This window comes from Paracoccus sp. (in: a-proteobacteria), from assembly GCF_035556475.1.
Lineage (GTDB): Bacteria > Pseudomonadota > Alphaproteobacteria > Rhodobacterales > Rhodobacteraceae > Paracoccus.
In genome coordinates this window covers 45,824-64,462 of record NZ_DATMFA010000107.1, presented here as the reverse complement: position 1 = coordinate 64,462, position 18,639 = coordinate 45,824, and the positions used below count along the sequence as shown (strand labels likewise).

At 66.1% G+C, this 18,639-nt stretch carries 23 protein-coding genes and 1 tRNA gene; 15 read left to right on the top strand and 9 right to left on the bottom strand.

All coding sequences use genetic code 11. The features are described from left to right. Positions 1–6 precede the first annotated feature (6 nt). The 3 genes from VNQ78_RS14945 to VNQ78_RS14935 all read left to right on the top strand — a co-directional run bounded on the left by VNQ78_RS14945 (position 7) and on the right by VNQ78_RS14935 (position 2,216). Positions 7–102 (top strand) — tRNA-Sec (locus tag VNQ78_RS14945). A 20-nt stretch (positions 103–122) separates the two neighbouring features. Further along, complete coding sequence (locus tag VNQ78_RS14940) at positions 123–1,178, top strand: aldo/keto reductase (protein WP_325691182.1); 1,056 nt, start codon at positions 123–125, stop codon at positions 1,176–1,178. 75 nt (positions 1,179–1,253) lie between these two features. After that, positions 1,254–2,216, top strand: coding sequence for a nitronate monooxygenase family protein (locus VNQ78_RS14935; RefSeq protein WP_325691180.1), 963 nt, complete (start codon positions 1,254–1,256; stop codon positions 2,214–2,216). Between the two features lie 33 nt (positions 2,217–2,249). Here VNQ78_RS14935 and VNQ78_RS14930 read toward each other — a convergent pair whose 3' ends face one another. Further along, on the bottom strand, positions 2,250–3,053 hold the full coding sequence (locus tag VNQ78_RS14930) for a response regulator (protein WP_325691178.1): 804 nt from the start codon (positions 3,051–3,053) through the stop codon (positions 2,250–2,252). Positions 3,054–3,146: 93 nt separating this feature from the next. Between VNQ78_RS14930 and VNQ78_RS14925 the strand changes: the two genes are divergently transcribed. From VNQ78_RS14925 to VNQ78_RS14915, 3 genes are read left to right on the top strand one after another with little or no spacing between them, the layout of a single operon-like run. Then, the gene (locus VNQ78_RS14925) at positions 3,147–3,293 is read left to right on the top strand and encodes a NepR family anti-sigma factor (protein WP_325691176.1); all 147 of its coding nucleotides are present in this window, start codon (positions 3,147–3,149) and stop codon (positions 3,291–3,293) included. Positions 3,294–3,299: 6 nt separating this feature from the next. After that, positions 3,300–3,893: an RNA polymerase sigma factor gene (locus VNQ78_RS14920; protein WP_325691174.1), complete on the top strand. Its 594-nt coding sequence runs from the start codon at positions 3,300–3,302 to the stop codon at positions 3,891–3,893. A 12-nt stretch (positions 3,894–3,905) separates the two neighbouring features. After that, entirely contained in the window at positions 3,906–5,693 is a 1,788-nt protein-coding gene (locus tag VNQ78_RS14915; RefSeq protein ID WP_325691172.1) for a sensor histidine kinase, read from the top strand. Here VNQ78_RS14915 and VNQ78_RS14910 read toward each other — a convergent pair. From VNQ78_RS14910 to VNQ78_RS14890, 5 genes are all read right to left on the bottom strand, one after another. Further along, positions 5,690–6,568, bottom strand: coding sequence for a YihY/virulence factor BrkB family protein (locus VNQ78_RS14910; RefSeq protein WP_325691170.1), 879 nt, complete (start codon positions 6,566–6,568; stop codon positions 5,690–5,692). The two genes, VNQ78_RS14915 and VNQ78_RS14910, sit on opposite strands and share 4 nt — an antisense overlap. A gap of 72 nt (positions 6,569–6,640) precedes the next feature. Continuing rightward, a complete protein-coding gene (dnaQ, locus tag VNQ78_RS14905; RefSeq protein WP_325691168.1) occupies positions 6,641–7,366 on the bottom strand; it encodes a DNA polymerase III subunit epsilon in 726 nt (241 codons plus the stop codon). Then, complete coding sequence (gene coaE, locus VNQ78_RS14900) at positions 7,359–7,955, bottom strand: dephospho-CoA kinase (RefSeq protein ID WP_325691166.1); 597 nt, start codon at positions 7,953–7,955, stop codon at positions 7,359–7,361. The genes dnaQ and coaE overlap by 8 nt, the downstream gene beginning before the upstream one ends. After that, on the bottom strand, positions 7,952–8,803 hold the full coding sequence (locus VNQ78_RS14895) for a shikimate dehydrogenase (RefSeq protein ID WP_325691164.1): 852 nt from the start codon (positions 8,801–8,803) through the stop codon (positions 7,952–7,954). Before VNQ78_RS14895 ends, coaE begins: the two co-directional genes overlap by 4 nt. A 162-nt stretch (positions 8,804–8,965) precedes the next feature. Beyond that, complete coding sequence (locus VNQ78_RS14890; RefSeq protein WP_325691162.1) at positions 8,966–9,415, bottom strand: Rrf2 family transcriptional regulator; 450 nt, start codon at positions 9,413–9,415, stop codon at positions 8,966–8,968. 152 nt (positions 9,416–9,567) lie between these two features. Between VNQ78_RS14890 and VNQ78_RS14885 the strand changes: the two genes are divergently transcribed. The 8 genes from VNQ78_RS14885 to VNQ78_RS14850 all read left to right on the top strand — a co-directional run bounded on the left by VNQ78_RS14885 (position 9,568) and on the right by VNQ78_RS14850 (position 15,659). Beyond that, the gene (locus tag VNQ78_RS14885; RefSeq protein WP_325691160.1) at positions 9,568–10,785 is read left to right on the top strand and encodes an NAD-dependent epimerase/dehydratase family protein; all 1,218 of its coding nucleotides are present in this window, start codon (positions 9,568–9,570) and stop codon (positions 10,783–10,785) included. Then, positions 10,782–11,621: a glycosyltransferase gene (locus VNQ78_RS14880; RefSeq protein ID WP_414694084.1), complete on the top strand. Its 840-nt coding sequence runs from the start codon at positions 10,782–10,784 to the stop codon at positions 11,619–11,621. Before VNQ78_RS14885 ends, VNQ78_RS14880 begins: the two co-directional genes overlap by 4 nt. Then, positions 11,618–12,448, top strand: coding sequence for an NAD(P)-dependent oxidoreductase (locus tag VNQ78_RS14875; RefSeq protein WP_325691158.1), 831 nt, complete (start codon positions 11,618–11,620; stop codon positions 12,446–12,448). Before VNQ78_RS14880 ends, VNQ78_RS14875 begins: the two co-directional genes overlap by 4 nt. Next, positions 12,445–12,903, top strand: coding sequence for a GAF domain-containing protein (locus VNQ78_RS14870; protein ID WP_325691156.1), 459 nt, complete (start codon positions 12,445–12,447; stop codon positions 12,901–12,903). The genes VNQ78_RS14875 and VNQ78_RS14870 overlap by 4 nt, the downstream gene beginning before the upstream one ends. Further along, complete coding sequence (locus VNQ78_RS14865) at positions 12,881–13,276, top strand: GFA family protein (RefSeq protein ID WP_325691154.1); 396 nt, start codon at positions 12,881–12,883, stop codon at positions 13,274–13,276. The genes VNQ78_RS14870 and VNQ78_RS14865 overlap by 23 nt, the downstream gene beginning before the upstream one ends. A 95-nt stretch (positions 13,277–13,371) precedes the next feature. Further along, complete coding sequence (locus VNQ78_RS14860) at positions 13,372–13,998, top strand: LysE family translocator (RefSeq protein WP_325691152.1); 627 nt, start codon at positions 13,372–13,374, stop codon at positions 13,996–13,998. After that, complete coding sequence (locus tag VNQ78_RS14855) at positions 13,995–14,642, top strand: RluA family pseudouridine synthase (protein ID WP_325691150.1); 648 nt, start codon at positions 13,995–13,997, stop codon at positions 14,640–14,642. Before VNQ78_RS14860 ends, VNQ78_RS14855 begins: the two co-directional genes overlap by 4 nt. An 81-nt stretch (positions 14,643–14,723) precedes the next feature. Continuing rightward, complete coding sequence (locus VNQ78_RS14850; RefSeq protein ID WP_325691148.1) at positions 14,724–15,659, top strand: MBL fold metallo-hydrolase; 936 nt, start codon at positions 14,724–14,726, stop codon at positions 15,657–15,659. A 44-nt stretch (positions 15,660–15,703) separates the two neighbouring features. Here VNQ78_RS14850 and truB read toward each other — a convergent pair whose 3' ends face one another. The 3 genes from truB to rbfA are packed head-to-tail and all read right to left on the bottom strand — an operon-like array spanning position 15,704 to position 17,763. After that, entirely contained in the window at positions 15,704–16,597 is an 894-nt protein-coding gene (gene truB / locus VNQ78_RS14845) for a tRNA pseudouridine(55) synthase TruB (protein ID WP_325691146.1), read from the bottom strand. 1 nt (position 16,598) lies between these two features. Beyond that, entirely contained in the window at positions 16,599–17,354 is a 756-nt protein-coding gene (locus VNQ78_RS14840; protein WP_325691144.1) for a phosphodiester glycosidase family protein, read from the bottom strand. After that, on the bottom strand, positions 17,344–17,763 hold the full coding sequence (gene rbfA, locus VNQ78_RS14835) for a 30S ribosome-binding factor RbfA (RefSeq protein WP_325691142.1): 420 nt from the start codon (positions 17,761–17,763) through the stop codon (positions 17,344–17,346). The genes VNQ78_RS14840 and rbfA overlap by 11 nt, the downstream gene beginning before the upstream one ends. A gap of 69 nt (positions 17,764–17,832) precedes the next feature. On the opposite strand from rbfA, the gene dapB reads away from it, so the two are divergent. Next, positions 17,833–18,639: a 4-hydroxy-tetrahydrodipicolinate reductase gene (gene dapB / locus VNQ78_RS14830; RefSeq protein ID WP_325691139.1), complete on the top strand. Its 807-nt coding sequence runs from the start codon at positions 17,833–17,835 to the stop codon at positions 18,637–18,639.

Sequence of the window (18,639 nt, the reverse complement as noted above, 5' to 3'; positions counted from 1 at the left end):
CATTGTGGAAGAGAATCGTCCCCGGTGGGGCGGCCGGACTTCAAATCCGGTTGGGGCAGCGAGCCTGTCCCGGGTGGGTTCGACTCCCATTCTCTTCCGCCATTTCTGACGAAGGAAGTTTCATGCAACGATTGACGCTTGGCAGCAGCGGGGTTTCGGTCAGTGCCGTCTCGCTCGGCACCATGACGTTTGGCAACCAGACCGGTTCGGCGGATGCCCATGCCCAGATCGACATGGCGCTGGAGGCGGGGATCACCTTCCTCGACACCGCCGAGATGTATCCGGTGAACCCCGTCACGCGCGAGACGGTGGGCCGCAGCGAGGAAATCATCGGAAGCTGGCTGGCCGATCACGGTGGCCGCGACCGGGTCGAGATCGCAACCAAGGTGACCGGCTCCAGCGACAAGGTCCGGCATGAGGGATATGACGGCAAGATCCTGCGCCAGACCATCGACGCCTCGCTGAAGCGGCTGCGCACGGATTATATCGACCTCTACCAGCTGCATTGGCCGATGCGGGGCAGCTATGCCTTTCGCCAGAACTGGCGCTATGACCCGCGCAAGCAGGACCGCCAGCGCACGTTGGATCATATGGCCGATGTGCTTGAAACCGTTGCCGATTCTGTCAAGGCGGGCAAGATCCGCGCCTCCGGTCTCTCGAACGAATCCGCCTGGGGCACCACGCGCTGGATCGACACGGCCGAGCGGATGGGGGCGCCGCGGGTCGTCTCGGTCCAGAACGAATATTCGCTGCTCTGCCGCCTTTATGACACCGACATGGCAGAGGTTGCCGTGAACGAGGATGTGACGCTGCTGGCCTATTCGCCCTTGGCTGCGGGGCTGCTGACCGGCAAGTATCGCGGCGGGGTCGAGCCCGAGGGCAGCCGCGCCGCCGTCGACCGCGCGCATGGCGGGCCGGGCGATCTGGGCGGACGGCGGACCAAGCGCGCGCCCGAGATCGTCATGGCCTATCACGCGCTGGCCCATGAACTGGGCCTCGATCCGGTCCATATGGCGATCGCCTTCACCCGGCAGCGCCCCTTCGCCTCCATCCCGATCATCGGCGCGACCGATCACGGCCAGCTCGACCATCTGCTAAAGGGCATCGACCTGAAGCTGAGCGACGAGGCGCTGGCGCGGATCGACCGGCTGCACCACGAAAACCCGATGCCCTACTGAGGACGCTACGAAACCCTTGGCGGCGCGCGGCGGCTTGTGCAACCTGCCGCCCGTGCTGACCAAGGAGGAGACGTCATGCTGCCCCCCATTCTTGCCCATCTGCGCATCCCGGTCGTGGCCTCGCCCATGTTCATCGTCTCGGGGCCCGAACTGGTCATCGCGCAATGCAAGGCCGGGATCGTCGGCAGTTTTCCGGCGCTGAACGCACGCGAGAAAGAGGGCGAACCGCCTTTGCTCGATGCCTGGCTGAAGCGGATCTGCGAGGAACTCGACCGCCACAATCAGGCCAATCCCGACCATCCGGCGGCACCTTTCGCGGTGAACCAGATCGTCCACCGCTCGAATGCGCGGCTGGAGCGGGATATCGAGATCTGCCACCGCCATCGCGTGCCGATCTGGATCACCAGCCTCGGCGCGCGGCCCGAGGTCAATGCCGCCGCGCATGATTGCGGCGGCATCGCGCTTCATGATGTGATCACGAATACCTTCGCCCGCAAGGCGATTGAGAAAGGTGCCGATGGGCTGATCGCGGTCGCCGCAGGTGCCGGGGGCCATGCCGGCCAGCAATCGCCTTTTGCCTTGGTGCAAGAGATCCGGCAATGGTTCGACGGCCCCTTGCTGCTTTCGGGCGCAATCGCGACCGGGCGGGCGGTTCTGGCGGCGCAGGTGATGGGGGCGGACCTTGCCTATATCGGCAGCCCCTTCATCGCGACCGAGGAAGCCAATGCCCAGTCAGACTACAAGCGCATGATCGTCGAGGGCGGCGCCGAGGATATCGTCAACTCAAGCCTGTTTACCGGGATTCACGGCAATTATCTGGCCCCCTCGATCCGCAATGCCGGGCTCGACCCGGCGGCGCTGGCCAGCGCGGACCCGTCGGCGATGGATTTCGGCAATGCAAAGGCCAGAGCCTGGAGCCAGATCTGGGGATCGGGTCAGGGGATCGGCGCGGTGCGTGCAGTCCAGCCCGCCGCCGCGCTGATCGAGCGGCTCGGCCGCGAATATGCCGCGGCGAAGCGCGCTGTCGTCGAAATGTGATCACAGCGGAGGGGCCTCCCCCTCCGCCACCCCTTACGCCGCGTTCAAGCCTTCGGTCGAGGCGAAGAACATCGCCTGGCTCACGGCCGAGCGCACCTGTTCCTCGGAATAGGGTTTCGAGATCAGGAAGGCCGGCTCGGGCCGGTCGCCGGTCAGCAGACGCTCGGGGAAGGCCGTGATGAAGATCACCGGCACGTCGCCCATATCCGCGATAAGCTCGTTCACGGCCTCGACCCCCGAGGAGCCGTCGGCAAGCTGGATATCGGCAAGGATCAGGTCGGGGCGACGCTCATGCGCCAGTTCGACCGCGGCCTTGTGGGTCCGCGCGATGCCGGTCACCGCATGGCCCATGGCCTGGACGATGCCCTTGAGGTCCATGGCGATGATCGTCTCGTCCTCGATCACCATGACCTTGCCGGAGAGCGTCTGGCTCATCTCGCTCAGCGCGATCTGGACCAGTTCCTCGGCCTCGGATTGGTCGACCTGCATCACCTGCGCGATCTGGTCATAGCGCAGCTCCTCGATCGTGCGCAGCAGCAAGGCCTCGCGCGAGTTGGGGGTAAGCTTGCGCAGATGCGACTGGGCGCGCGCCTCCTGCGGGGTCTGGCCCTCGATCTCGATCGGTTGGCCGGAGCTTTGCCAGATGGCATGGAAGGTGCGGAACAGCGACATGCGCGTATCCTCGCCCGCCACCAGGTTCCGATCGCTCAGAATGGCCTCGAGCGTGGCGGCTGCGTAATTGTCGCCGGCGGATTGGCTGCCGGTCAGCGCACGCGCATAGCGGCGCAGGTAGGGCAGTTCCCGGCTGATGGATTGGGCCAGCTCTGCTGCGGTCATGATATCCTCAAAATTGCTGATCTCTCAGGGAACCTGACAGGATAGGTAACGGTTGATGGCAGTGCGCACAAGAATTTCGGGAATAACTTAAATATGAATACAAGGCGGGAAGAACGCAAACGGGTCGCGATCGAGAAGCAGATCGATGAAAACCTCAAACGCGTCTACGAGCAAGATTCGACTCAGAAAATTCCCGACAGATTTCTGGAGTTGCTCGATAAACTGCGCGAGCAGGAGTAAGCGCGCATGACGTCGAAACCCAAAGCTCCGCGCGCTTCGGAAAAGCAGCATGGCGACCCCAGAAACGAACTGGTCGATCACCTGCCCGCGCTTCGCGCCTTTGCCCTGTCCCTGACGCGGGAAGGCTCCTCGGCCGACGATCTGGTGCAGGACACCATCGTCAAGGCCTGGACCCATATCGACAAGTTCCAGCCCGGAACCAACCTGCGCGCATGGCTGTTCACGATCCTGCGAAACACCTTTTACTCCGCCCGCCGCAAGACCCGGCGCGAGGTCAGCGACTCCGACGGCATCCATGCCGCCCGGCAGGCCACGCGGCCCGAGCATGACGGCCGGCTGGCGCTGAACGACTTCCGCAACGCCTTCCAGCAGCTTCCAGACGAGCAGCGCGAGGCGCTGATCCTTGTCGGGGCCTCCGGTTTCTCGTACGAAGAGGCGGCAGGAATGACCGGTGTGGCCGTCGGCACGGTCAAGTCCCGCGCCAATCGCGGTCGCCGCAAGCTGGCCGAGCTGTTGAAGCTGGAGGAAGGCGAAGAGCTGGAGATGACCGATCGCGCGACCCTTGCCGTGATGGCGCAAAACATCCCGACCATCCGATAGGTGGGTGCAGTCGTGCTGCGCCGGCTGCTGGAAAAGCCCGAATTCTTCAAGGGGCTGGGCTTTCGTCTGGGCGGGCTCCTGTCGCTTGCGATCCTGCCTATCGGGCTGATCTCGGTCATCCAGACCCTGCACCTGTCGCGGGAATACGAGCGCTCGTCCGAAATCGGGCTGCTCGGGCGCACCGCGACCGCTGCCGCGGGCGAGCGGGCCTTGCTGCAAAGCGCGCTTGGCACCGCCGACGCGCTGGGGCCTGCCGTCCTGGAAACCATGAGCGATCCGCGCGCCTGCGCCGATATCATGCGCGGCTTCGTCCAGCGTTCGGTCAACTTCGCCTATGCGGGCTTCACCCGGCTTGACGGGACTGCGGAATGCACCTCCGAACCCGGAACCCGCGACATGACCAGCGATCCGGCCTATCGGCTGTTCGTCGACAGTCCGGGCACGCTGGTCACCACCACCGGCACAAAGGCGGACAGTTCCGCCGCCTCGATCGTGGTGATCCAGCCGCTTTACCGAGGGGCGGAACTTCTGGGCTATATCTCCGTCGCCATGTCCCATGACATGCTGCGCTCGACCCATGTTGCCGGGCTTGGCCCGGAAAGCGTCCGGGTGCTGACCTTCAACAATCTGGGTCAGGTCTTGACCGGCGGCGAGGAGGGCGGCGACACGATCGAGGACCAGTTGCCGCGCGGAAAGACCCTGCCCTCGCTGCTGTCGCGCAGCGAGACGACCTTCTCGGATTATTCCGCCACCGGAGAGCGGCGGGTGTTCAGCGTCGTGCCGGTGGTGCCGGGCCTTGTCTATGCGATGGGGTCATGGACGCGCTCGGAATCCGGTATCGCCGGGATCGACCAGACGCGCCGGGCGGCGCTGGTCCTGCCGCTGATCCTCTGGGCGGTGTCGCTGGTGGTGGCCTATTTCGCGGTCTACCGGCTGGTCCTGCGCCATATCCGCGAGCTGCGCGGCCAGATGCGCCGCTTCGCCATCGGCGACCGTTCCGCGCCGCCGCCGGTGCTGCAGGACGCCCCGGCCGAGATCACCGATGTCAGCCAGACCTTTCACAACATGGCCCGCATCCTGATCCGCGACGAGGATGCCATGGAGGCCGCCGTCAACGAAAAGACGGTCCTGCTGAAAGAGGTGCATCACCGGGTCAAGAACAACCTGCAGCTGATCGCCTCGATCATCAACATGCAGATCCGTGTGATCGACCACGAGGATGCCCGCCGCGTGCTGCGTTCGGTTCAGGACCGGGTCGCCTCGCTCGCCACCATCTATCGCAATCTCTATCAGGCCGAGCATCTCGACTCGGTCGAGGCGGACCGGCTGATCGGCGACATCATCAACCAGATGGCCAATGCCTCGGTCGAGCCGGGATCGGGCCTGCGGGTCAGCACGGATCTGGAAAAGCTGGTCCTGATGCCCGATCAGGCGGTGCCGCTGTCGCTTCTCGCGACCGAGGCCTTTACCAACGCGCTGAAATATTCCGGGATTTCGCTGGATGGCGGTCCGCCCTGGGTGCGCGTCACCCTGCGCAGCATCGGCGCGCAGGAGGCGATACTCGAGGTCGAGAACTCAACCGGCGAGGCGGCGGAACTCGCCGAGGGCACGGGCCTTGGCAGCCAGTTGATCGAGGCCTTCGCCACCCAGCTCGAAGGGCAGGCGGAGCTGAGCCAGAACGCCGGGCGCTTTACGCTGAGATTGCGGTTCAAGGTCCAGCCGGTCGAACGGGACCAGCCGGGCACGGACACGCAAAGCGTGATCCTGACCTCGGCCGCGCGACCGGGTTCGCGGCACTAGCCTTCCTTGCCGGCGGCACGGCGCGCCTCGCGCCGGATCCTGCGGGCGGCGGCGATGCGGCGATGGCGGGCCAGTTCCAGATTGATCAGCGCCCCCAGCATGACCGAGAAGCCGCCCAGATAGAACCACATCAGCAGCGCGATCACCGCCCCGATCGAGCCATAGATGCGGTTGTAGCTGTTGAAGCTGGCCAGATAGGTCGAGAAGCCATAGGACGCCGCCGCCCAGGCCAGCGCCGCGAAAAGCGAGCCCCAGGTGAACAGCGCCGTCCGAGGCGCCTTCACGTTCGGGCCATAGCGATACATGATCCCGATCACCACCAGCACGATCACGAAGATCGCGGCCCAGGGCACCGAGCCGATCATCCAGTTCCTGAGCGGGACATCCGGCAGCAGGTTGATGGCCAGCGGCACCACGATGATGACCGCAAGCCCGAGGATCACCACGCCCACGATCACCAGCGTCAGCCCATAGGCCAGCAGGAACCCGAAGATCGTCGAATGCGACCGGACGCCATAGGCCGCGTTCAACCCCCGCACGAGGGCGTCGACCCCGGCCCGCGCCGAGATCGTGGCGATCAGGAACGAGATCGCGGTCGCCCAGCCAAGCTGCGTGCGGCCCGCCGCGATCAGGGCGTTGATCTGGCCATAGATGATGTCGGCAGCGCCCTGCGGGATGAACTCGTCGGCGGTGTGGACATAGTCCTCGATCAGCTGCGGATCATACCAGAGCCCCCAAAGCGCGAAGAGCGCGGCCAGCCCCGGAAAGACCGCGAACATGGCATAGAACGCGACCCCGGCCGCGATCAGGCTCATGTGGATCTTGTCCATGCGCTCGAAAAGCGCCGAGATGAATTGCCAGCCATCCCTCAGCAACAGCCCGCCCTCATCCGGTTCCGTCTGCCCGTGAGAGGCCAAGCCGCCGGTCGGGGAAAGGTTCCCGGCACGCTATGCCGCCGCCCCCGGCCGGCTGTAGCGCAGCCATACCGCCTTCTCGCCCAGTTTCGCGACAAAGGCCGCATGGGCCTCAGCCTCGGCCTCGGTCAGACGCGGCGGCAGGGGGCGTGGCCTTGCGCCGCGCGGCGCGGCGCCCTGCCCCTGTGCCCCGGCCCCGGTCAGCAGATCCGCCCGCGCGGGGCCTTCCAGCACCAGCCCCGGCTGCCTGCCGCCGCGAAGCGCGAGGTAGACCTCGGCCAGGAGTTCGCTGTCGAGCAGCGCGCCGTGCAGCGTCCGGTTCGAGTTGTCGATGCGGAAGCGCCGGCAAAGCGCGTCGAGCGAGTTCTGCGCGCCCGGAAACTTGCCCCGCGCCAGTTCCAGCGTGTCGACGGCGCGGCTGTAGGGCATCACCGGATAGCCGCATTTGCGCAGCTCGGCATTGAGGAATTTCATGTCGAACTGGGCATTATGGATGACCAGCTTGGCATCTTCGCCGATGAAGGTGACGAAATCGCCCGCCACGGCGGCAAAGACCGGCTTGTCGCGCAGGAAGTCGTCGCCCAGCCCGTGGACGTCGAAGGCTTCCTGCGGCATCGACCGCTCGGGGTTGATATAGACATGGAAGGTTCGCCCGGTGGGCAGGTGGTTCATCAGCTCGACCGCGCCGATCTCGACGATGCGGTCGCCGGTATCGGGGTCAAAGCCGGTGGTTTCGGTATCAAGGACGATCTCACGCATGGGGCTTTCCTGCCATGATCCGGTCGCAGATGTCCATAATTGCGGCCTGCGCGCCCTGCCGCGTGACCGAAGGAATGACGAAATCGGCCCTTGCGCGTTTCTCGGCGTCAGGCATCTGCCGCGACAGGATCATCTCGAAGGTCTCGGGGGTCATGCCCGGTCGCGCCAGCACGCGCTCGCGCTGGAGGTCCGAGGGGGCCGAGACGACGGCGACGGCGTTCATCTCTCCCTCGCTGCCCTTTTCAAAGAGAAGCGGGATGTCGAGGACGATGATCGGCGCGCTGCCATGGCGGTCGATGAACGCCTTGCGGTCGCGGGCCACGAGGGGGTGGACGATCGCCTCCAGCCGCGCAAAGCCCTCGGGATCGGCGGCCAGCGCCTCGCGCAGGGCCGCGCGGTCGATCGCGCCGCCCCTTTCGACGCCGGGAAAGGCGGCCGAGACCGGGGTGACGGCCGCGCCGCCCGGCCCGTAAAGGCGGTGAACGCTTTGGTCCGCGTCCCAGACGGGATGGCCCAGTTGGCGGAACATCTCGGCGGCGGTCGATTTTCCCATGCCGATCCCGCCGGTCAGTCCCAGCAGGAAGCTCATTCCAGCACGACCCGGCGCAGTTCCTCGTCCACTTCGGGGCGGTGGCCGAACCAGCGCTCGAATCCGGGCGTGGCCTGATGCAGCAACATGCCCAGCCCGTCCACGACCTCGCAGCCGCGGGCCTTCGCCTCCTCGAGGAATGGGGTCATCAGGGGCGTATAGACAAGGTCGGTGACCAGCGTGCCGGGGGTCAGCGCGTCCATCGGGATGCGCAGGGGCGGCTTGCCTACCATGCCCATCGAGGTCGCGTTCACCACTGTGACCGCGTCCTCCATCATGTTGCCGGCCTGCGCCCAGTCATAGACGACGACCTTGGCGCCGAACTCGGCCTTGATCTGCTCGGCGCGGATGCGGGTGCGGTTGGCGATCCGCAGCTCGGTCACGCCGCTTTCCAGAAGCGAGGCGACGACGGCGCGCGCCGCGCCCCCGGCCCCGATCACCGCTGCCGGGCCAAGATCGGGGATCCAGTCCGGCGCGTGCTGGCGGATATTGGCGATGAAGCCGTAGCCGTCGGTATTGTCGGCATGGATCTTGCCGTCCGGGCGGAAGATCAGGGTATTGGCCGCACCGATCAGCGCCGCGCGGTCCGTCACGACATCGGCCAGCGCCAGCACGCTTTCCTTGTGCGGGATCGTGACATTCGCGCCGACAAAACCCATGCGCGGCATCGCCCGCAAAACCTCGGCCAGATGCTCGGGCAGGACGGCGACGGGGATGTAATGGCCGTCGATGCCGTATCGCTTCAGCCAGTGGCCATGCAGCCGGGGCGAGCGGGAATGCGCGACGGGCCAGCCGAGGACGCCGGCAACTGGGACGTGGCGGGGGCTTGGAGCTTGGGCTTCCGGCATTTTCGGTCAGGCACTTTCGGAGGTCGTTGTGTCATGGCCGTCGCGCAGGCGGACGACGTTCAGACGAGAAGTGCCGCCGCCGCGGTCCGGGGTCAAGCCGGGCGCCCGGCATCGGCGCGCCAGCATGGCAGAAAGGCAACCTTTCCCGCCCTTTGCCGGGGTTCAGACGGTGCCCCCCATCTCGGGCAGCCCGCCCTCCTCGACCAGATCGGCGAGGGTCAGGGATTCGATCAGCAGCAGATAGGACCAGAACACCTGCCCGAACATCTTACGCAACCGGCAGCTTGCCTCGTCCGTGCAATCCTCGCAGCGCTGATAGGAACGCCGGGACAGGCAGGGCAGCGGCGCGATCGGCCCGTCGACCTGGCGTAGAAGCTCGCCGATCGAGATTTCCTTGGGTTGCTTGATCAGGATGTATCCGCCGGCGCGCCCACGGCGCGAGCCGACATAGCCCGCATTGCGAAGCTCCAGCATGATATGTTCGAGGAAGCGCTTGGGCGCGCCGGATCGCTGCGCGATCTCTTCGATCGTCAGCGCGCTTCCGCCTGCGGCAACCTCATCTGCCAATGCCATCAGGGCCTTGATGGCGTATTTCGTTTTCTGCGAGATCATAGGAAAATCAATACTGATCGCGGCGACGTCTTGCAATCGTTTCGCATATTGAAAGGAAGCGCAGATTGCATGGAACACAGGGCTATCGTCAAAGCGTTATAATCCTGAAACATTGCGCGGGCATTCCTGCCGCGCAACAGAAGGAGATGGTGATGCGCATTGCAGTCCTCGGAGGAGACGGTTTTGTCGGTTGGCCGACCGCCCTTCATCTTTCCAGCCTTGGACATGAAATCCATATCGTCGACAACCTGTCGCGGCGCTGGATCGACACGGAACTGGGCGTGCAATCGCTGACCCCGATGGATTCGATCCAGGAACGCTGCCGGATCTGGCATCAGGAAACCGGGCGCAAGATCCATTTCCACCTCCTGAACCTCGCGACCGAATATGAACGCCTCAAGGGCTGGCTGGCCGAGCAACGCCCCGATGCGGTGATCCATTTCGCCGAGCAGCGCGCCGCGCCCTATTCGATGAAGACCGACCGCCACAAGGTCTATACCGTCAACAACAACACCAACGCGACGCATAACCTATTGGCGGCGCTGGTGGAAACCGGCATCGACGCGCATCTGGTCCATCTTGGGACGATGGGAGTCTATGGCTATTCCTCGGTCGGTGCGCCGATCCCCGAGGGCTATCTCGACGTGCGGATCGACACGCCGACAGGCCCGCGCGATCAGCAGATCCTGTATCCGACGCGCCCCGGCTCGGTCTATCACATGACGAAAAGCCTCGATCAGATCCTGTTCCAGTTCTACGCCCAGAATGACGGGCTGAGGATCACCGACCTGCATCAGGGCATCGTCTGGGGCACCCATACCGACCAGACCCGCCGGCACGAACAGCTGATCAACCGCTTCGACTATGACGGCGATTATGGCACCGTGCTGAACCGCTTCCTGATCCAGGCCGCGATCGGCTATCCGCTGACCGTGCATGGCACTGGCGGCCAGACCCGCGCCTTTATCCACATCCAGGATTCGGTGCGTTGTATCGAGCTTGCGCTGAAGGATGCCCCCCCGGCGGGCGAACGTGTGCGCATCTTCAACCAGATGACCGAGACCCACCGCGTCCGCGATCTGGCCGAACTGGTGGCGAAGCTGACCGGGGCCGAGGTTGCCTATCTGCCGAACCCCCGCAAGGAGGCGGACGAGAATGAGTTGGTCGTCAAGAACGATCAGTTCCTCGCGCTGGGTCTGAAGCCGATCACGCTGGCCGAGGGGCTGCTCTCGGAAGTGGTCGAGGTGGCGAAGAAATACGCCCACCGCATCGACCGCTCGCGCGTTCCCGCCGTCTCGGCATGGACCAAGGACATCGCGAAGCGGATCGAGCATGATCCCGAAGGCAAGAGGCTGCGTTCCGTATCGTGACCACCGGCGTCCATCCCGAAGGCAAGGCGCGGTCCGACCGCGCCTTTGTCACATTGGCGACCAATCCCGACTACGCGACCGGCGCGGCGGCGCTCTTCCGGTCGCTGCGTCGCACCGGCACGACGGCGGATCTGGTGCTGCTTTACACCGACCTGCCCGCGGGGGCCGTGCAAGACCTGCGCGCGCAGGGGGTTCGGCCCGTGCGCGTGGACCTGCTGCCGACCTCGGACGGGTTCAACCAGCGCCATGCCCGCGACCGCCTGCATGGCGCAGCCCCCTTCACCAAGGGCGAGAAGCCGCCCTTTCACACCCCGCTCGACAATTTCGCCAAGCTGCGGCTGTGGCAGCTCGACTATAACCGGGTGGTTTTCATCGACGCCGATGCGATCGTCTTGCAGAACATCGACCGGCTCTTCGACTATCCCGAGTTTTCTGCCGCGCCGAATGTCTATGAAAGCCTTGGCGACTTTCACCGGCTGAATTCGGGCGTGTTCACGGCGCGCCCCGCGCAGGCGACTTTCGATGCCATGCTGGCGCGGCTGGATCAGCCCGGCCAGTTCTGGCGGCGCACCGACCAGACCTTCCTCGAGAGCTATTTCCCGAACTGGCACGGCCTGCCGGTTTTTGACAACATGCTGCAATATGTCTGGCTGAACCTGCCGCAACTCTGGCGCTGGCAGGATATTCGCGTGCTGCATTTCCAATATGAAAAGCCGTGGCAGGACCATGCCAAGGCGGACAGCCTGCGGGTGCTGATCGACCTGTGGCACGCCCATGCCGGCGAGGGGCCGGTGCCCGACCTGCGCGACCTGCCCCTGCCCCCCGGTGCGGCATGAGGATCGCGCTGACCGGGGCCACGGGCCTTGTCGGCCGCTGGATCGCCCGCGCGGCCGAGGCGGCGGGCCATAGCGTTGATCCGCTGCCCGGCTGGCGGCTGGGCGAGGTGCCCGATCTGGCAGGTTGCGACGCGCTGGTTCATGCGGCGTTCCGGCACGTTCCGGGCCGGTATCGTGGCGGTGAGGGCGACGACCCGGAGGGCTTTGTCCGCACCAATCTGGATGGCTCGCGCGCGCTTTTCCACGCGGCGCGGGATCAGGGCGTGGGGCGGGTGCTGTTTCTGTCCTCGCGCGCGGTCCATGACGGGCACGCGCCCGGAACGGAACTGGCCGACGACCTGCCCCCCGCCCCGACCAGCCTCTACGGAGAGGTGAAGGCCGAGGCCGAGGCCCTGCTGGCCGCGATGGAGGGACCGGACTTCCGCACCGCCAGCCTGCGCCCGACCGGGGTTTTCGGGCCGGGCCAGCCGCAGAAATGGGCGGGGCTGATCCGCGACTTTCTGGCCGGGCGCTCGGTCCCGAGCCGAGTCGCGACCGAGGTTCATGGCGCCGACCTTGGCGCGGCGGCGCTGCTGGTTCTGGATGATCCGGCGATGGGCGGCAGCTATAATGTCAGCGACCTGATCCTTGACCATCACGATCTGCTCTCGGGCATCGCGGTGCTGACGGGCAGCCACATGCAGCCGCCGCGCCGCGCCGATGCCGGCAGCCTTCGGGTGCCGGTCTGCGCCCGGCTTGACGCGCTTGGCTGGCGCCCTGACGGGCTTGCGCGCCTTCACGCGGATCTGCCACAGATCCTTCGGGACGCCACCGGGGAAGAATCATGAAACAGGTCGATTACGACGAACTTGGCCGCACCATCGCCAGCCTGACCCATGGTGAAACCGACGAGGTCGCGCTGATGGCGACGCTGGCTTGCGAGATCCATCACGCCGACGACCGCTTCGACTGGACCGGCTTCTATCGCGTGACCGGGCCGGAAATGCTGAAGATCGGACCCTATCAGGGCGGTCACGGCTGCCTTGTTATCCCCTTTTCGCGGGGTGTCTGCGGCGCGGCGGCCCGGACGGGGGAAACCCAGCTTGTCCCCGATGTCGATGCCTTCCCCGGCCATATCGCCTGCGCCAGCTCGACCCGGTCGGAGCTGGTCATTCCCGTCTTTGGCCCCGGCGAGCGTCTGATCGGCGTCCTTGACATCGACAGCAACCAACCCGACGCTTTCACGCAGCAAGATGCGGACCGCCTGCGGGAGATTCTGGATGCCAGCTTCGGAAGATACTGAATTCACCGGCCACTGCCTCTGCGGAAAGATCCGCTTTCACGGCACCTATGACGACAGCCACGGCCTGAACGCCTGCCATTGCAGCCAGTGCCGGCGCTGGTCGGGCCATGTCTGGGCGGCGATCCTGCCGAAATCCATGGTGATCGAGGGCGAGCCAAGCTGGTATCGCGCCTCGGACTTCGCGCGGCGCGGGTTCTGCGCGACCTGCGGCTCGTCGCTGTTCTGGCAGCGCGACGGATCGGACATCATCGACGTGGCGGCGGGGGCGCTCGACAGCCCGACACGGCTGCATCTGCTGGGCCATATCTTCGTCGCCGACAAGGGCGATTACTACGACATCTCCGACGGTCTGCCGCAGTTCCAGACGGAGTGAGGCGGACGTGAAAGGTTGACGTTCCGGCGGCTGCGTCCGATACGCCCGCCAAAGGTGGCCTGCATTCCGATGGCCGCCGCGTGACGGGGTCTGGGATGATCTGGGATACACTCGCGAATTTTCCGGCCGAGCATCTGCTGGCTTTCATGGCCGGCGCTTTGGTGCTGAACTTCGCGCCCGGTCAGGACGTGTTCTTCGCCAGCGCCTGCGGCATCCAGAACGGCCCGCGCGCCGGCGCGCTTGCGGGGCTGGGCGTCGGACTGGGCGTGGTCTGCCATGTCATCATGGCGACGATCGGGCTGGGTGCGCTGGTTGCCGCCCATCCCGGCGCGCTGGTCGCGATCAAGTTCGCCGGCGCGGGCTACCTGCTGTGGCTGGCGTGGAAAAGCTGGACCGCGGGCGAGGTCGACCCGCGCGCCCGCGCCGCAAGCTCCACCTGGAACATCCTCCGCCGCGGCGCGCTCTCGAACCTGCTGAACCCCAAGCCGGTGCTGTTCCTGCTGGCGTTCCTGCCGCAATTCACGCGGCCGGAATTCGGCCCGATCTGGCAGCAGATCCTGGGGCTTGGCCTGATGTTCATGGCCTCGGGCACGCTGGTCACGATGGGATACGGCATCGTCGGCGGCTATGCCGGCCATGTCATCGGCAAGCGTCTGGGGATCGTCAACCGCATCGCCGCCGTGATGTTCGCGGGCCTTGCCCTACGGCTGGTGGCGAAATGAGCTTTGTCTACCAGCCCACGGACGAACAGCCCGAGATCATCCATGCCGATCATGAGGTTCTGGTGGTCTCGAAACCTGCGGGTCTGCTTTCCGTGCCGGGTCGCGGCGACGATCGCAGCGATTGCCTGATCGAGCGGCTGCGCGGCGCCTTTCCCACCGTCCTGCTGGTGCATCGGCTGGACATGGACACCTCGGGTGTCATGGTCTTTGGCTTGACCCCCCATGCGCAGCGCCACCTGTCAAAGCAGTTTGAGGACCGCAAGACCAAGAAAACCTATGTCGCGCGGTTGTGGGGCCGGCTGGAGCCGAAGACCGGCACCGTCGACCTGCCCCTGATCGTCGACTGGCCGAACCGCCCCCGGCAGATGGTTGACCACCAGAACGGCCGTCCGGCCCAGACCGATTGGCGCGTGGTCCGGGCCAATGATCAGGAGACGCGGGTGCGCCTCTCGCCCATCACCGGGCGCAGCCACCAGTTGCGCGTGCATATGGCCGAGCTGGGCCACCCGATCCTTGGCGATCCGCTTTATGCGACCGGCGCGGCGGCGGATTTCCCGCGCCTGATGCTTCATGCCGAAAGCCTGCGCTTCAAGCATCCCGAAACCGGGGTCATGCACAGCTTTACCGCGCCCGCGCCTTTCTGAGCCTGTCACGACAGTTTCACTCGGGCATCCTCGCCTTTTCGCGTAAGATTGTGCCGGATCAATCAATTGGAGAGCGAAGAGATGTCGAAAACCGAAATCAGCCGTCGCGATGCCATTCTGATCGGGGGATCGCTGCCCGTGCTGCTCGCCTTGCCGTCGGTCGCTCTGGCGCAGGCCGCCGAACCGCAGAAGGCGGGGCCGGTCGGTCAGGCCCATACCGTCAAGCTTGGCAGCTTCGAGGTGACGACGCTGCTTGGCGGCGCGTCGATGCGGGAAAACCCGATCGAGACCTTCGGCATCGGCGCCGAGCCGGCCGAGTTCGCGACCCTCAGCGAGGCGAACTTCATTCCCGCCGACCGCTCGGGCCAGTCCTTCACCCTCACGCTGGTCAAGACGCCCGATGCGCTGGTGCTGTTCGACACCGGCATGGTCCCCGATACGAACGCGGCCGCGATGGCCGCGGCAGGCTATGCGCCCGGCGATGTCACCCATGTCGTCCTGACACATATGCATGGCGACCATGTCAGCGGGCTGATGCAGGGCGAAACGCCGGTCTTTGACAATGCCAAGCTGATCGTGCCCAAGGACGAGAACGACTATTGGGCCGCCAATCCCAGCGAGGCCTATACCACCCATGTCGCGCCGCTGATCGGTGCCGCGACGCAGATCGGGGACGGGGACGAGGTTCTGCCCGGCATCACCGCCGCTGCGGCCTATGGCCATACGCCGGGGCACACGACCTACCTTCTGGAAAGCGATGGGCAAAAGCTGCTGATCACCGGCGACAGCTTCAACCACTATGTCTATTCGGTCCAGCGGCCCGACTGGCATGTCAGCTTCGACGTCGACAAGGAAAAGGGTGCCGAGACCCGCAAGGCCGTTCTGGCGCGGCTGGCGAGCGAGCGGATCCCCTTCATCGGCTATCACATGCCCTTCCCCGCCATCGCCTTCATCGCGCCGGGCGAGGGCGAGGGCAGCTTCCGCTATGTGCCTGCGACCTATCAGTTCGCGGGCTAGCGCCGATTGCCAGCCTGCCGTCGCGGCGGGCTGGCCTTCATGCGTCAGAGATTGAACACCCGGCTGGGCTGGACCTCGCCGCCCATGTAGCGGCCGATGCAGAGGGCGCGGCCCTGACGGCTGACCCAGACCTCCTCGCCGAACTCGGCATGGCCGAGGACCTGGCCCGGATTGCCGTTCAGGATGCGGATCTCGCCCATCTCGGTCGCCTGCATTTCGGGCAGGTCGGCCAGCGCGGACTGGATCGGCAGCAATGCGGCCTCAATCTCAGCCTGATTGGCGCGGTCGATGCGGTCGAAGGCGATGCCGTCCGATGCCTCGAACGGGCCGGACCAGATGCGGCGCAGATGCGCGACATGGCCAAGGCAGCCCAGCTTGCGGCCAAGGTCGCGGGCAATCGCGCGGACATAGCCGCCCTTGCCGCAGACCATGCGCAGGTCGGCGGAGTTTTCGGAAACCCCCAGCAGCTCCAGCGACTCGACCCAGAGGGGGCGGGCGGCAAGCTCGACCACCTCGCCCTCGCGGGCAAGGTCATAGGCGCGCGCGCCCTCGACCCGAACGGCCGAGACGGCGGGCGGAACCTGCATGATGTCGCCGGTGAAGGCGGGCAGCGCGGCCTCGATCGCGGCGGCGTCGGGGCGGGTCTCCGAGGTTTCGCGAACCTCGCCCGAGGCGTCGTCGGTCGAGGTTTCGGCCCCCCAGTTCACCCGGAACTCATAGGCTTTCAGCGCGTCGGTCAGGATCGGGACGGTCTTCGTCGCCTCGCCAAGCGCAATCGCCAGCACGCCGGTCGCGTCGGGGTCCAGCGTCCCGGCATGGCCGGCCTTCTTCGCGTCCAGCGCCCAGCGGACCTTGCCGACCACGTCGGTCGATCCCACGCCGGCGGGTTTGTCCACGATCAGCCAACCGTGGATCTCGCGTCCCTTCTTGCGGGCCATGTCAATTCTTTCCTGTATATCCGATGATCGGGCCGAGCCGGCGCCCGAAATCCGAGCGCCTGAGCTCGGGCGAGTAGAGCCGCGAGATCGAGCCGTCGAAGTAAAGCGCATCGCGCGCGCCAAGCCCGTCGCGGAACAGCCGCCCGAACTCGTGAAACGTCACCGCGTCGTCCGAGATCGCGAACCACGCCATCTGCCCGTCGGGCGACACGCCGACGCCGTTCCTGATATAGCGGCTGTCGCTGTCGACCAGAAAGCGCGGATGGAGGTCGCCGTCGATGACCAGCATCGGCCCCGATTGCGTGGCGATGCGGCATTGCGGCTGGGCCTTCTGGAAGGCGCGGCTCTCGACCACCTGATAGGGCCGCGCGCCGCCCGCGCAAAAGACGCCGTTCGGCAGCAGGCCGAAATTCCCGCCGCCGCCTGCCGTGACCAGATCATGTTCCTTCTGCCCCTCGCTGACATAAAGGCCGACGGGGCTGTAATCGGGGTGATACATGCCGGCATTCATCGCAAAGGCCAGAACCTCGCCCTCGGGCAGGGTCTTGCGGACGCTGTGGAAGTCGCCCAGCACCTTGCCATTGGCATCGTTCAGCCACAGCTTCAGCCCCGGCTCCTGCCCGGCGGCAAGCGTGCAGATGACATAGCCGCGCCCGTCGAAATCGCGTTTCTCGCAGATGCCGGCCATGGCGGGCAGCGTCATCGCGACCAGCGCGCCGATCGCAAGGCCCAGCCGCCGCTTCAGGTCAATCTTCATCGTCTTCTTCGTCGTGATGCTCGACATCGCGGCGCACGCGGTCCTCGTTCAGAAGGCGGCGGGTGTCGTCCATGCGGTCGAAGGTCTCGTCCAGCACGAAGCGAAGCTGCGGCGCGTATTTCAGCGTCATGGCCTTGGCGACCAGATGGCGCAGCTCGCCCGCATTGCGGCGCAGCGCGGCCAACGCTTCCTCGGCGCCCTGACCGCCCAGCGGCAGGACATAGGCGGTCGCGACCTTCAGGTCGGGAGACGTCCTGACCTCGCCCACCGTGATCGAGTGGCGGTTCAACTCGGGGTCATGGACGTCGCCGCGCAGCAGGACGTCGGACAGCGTGCGGCGGATCAGTTCGCCCACGCGCAGCTGACGCTGCGAGGGACCTGTGCCGGAATGAAAGCGGTTCTGTGCCATGCGCGCAGATGTAGGGGGTCGCGGCGCGCGCCGCAACGGGATAGACCATGCCAAAACGGGGGTATGGACATGGAAAAGCCGGGAATCGTCATCACGGGTGCGTCGGGTCGCATGGGACAGATGCTGCTGCGGACCGTGCTTGCCTCCGATCAGGCGCGGCTGGTCGGCGCAATCGTGCGCGAGGGCAGCCCTTGGGCCGGCAGCGACATCGGCGAGGCGATGGGCGGCGCGGCGGTCGGCGTCATCGCCACCGACGATCCGATCGACGCGATCGCGAAGGCGCAGGCGGTGATCGACTTCACCACCCCCGCCGCGACCGTGGCATTCGCCGAGCTGACCGCGCAGGCCCGCGCCGTCCATGTCATCGGCACCACTGGCTTTGCGTCCGCGGACCTCGCCCGGATCAAGGCCGCCGCCCGCCACGCCCCGATCATCCGCGCCGGGAACATGAGCCTTGGCGTCAACCTGCTGGTCGGCCTGACCCGCAAGGTCGCGGCCGTGCTGGGCGAGGACTGGGATGTCGAGGTGGTCGAGGCCCATCACAACCGCAAGGTGGACGCCCCCTCGGGGACCGCGCTGATGCTGGGCGAGGCCGCGGCCGAGGGGCGGGGCCGCGACCTCGACGAATTGCGCACGCCCGCGCGTGAGGGGATCACCGGCGCACGCGTGCCGGGAACCATCGGCTTCTCGGCCATCCGGGGCGGCGACGTCGTGGGCGAGCATGACGTGATCTTCGCCACCGGGGGCGAGCGCGTGGTGCTGCGCCATCTTGCCACCGACCGCGCCATCTTCGCGCGCGGCGCGCTTCACGCTGCCCTTTGGGGTCAGGACAAGGGGCCGGGCGAATATGACATGGCCGATGTGCTGGGGCTTTGA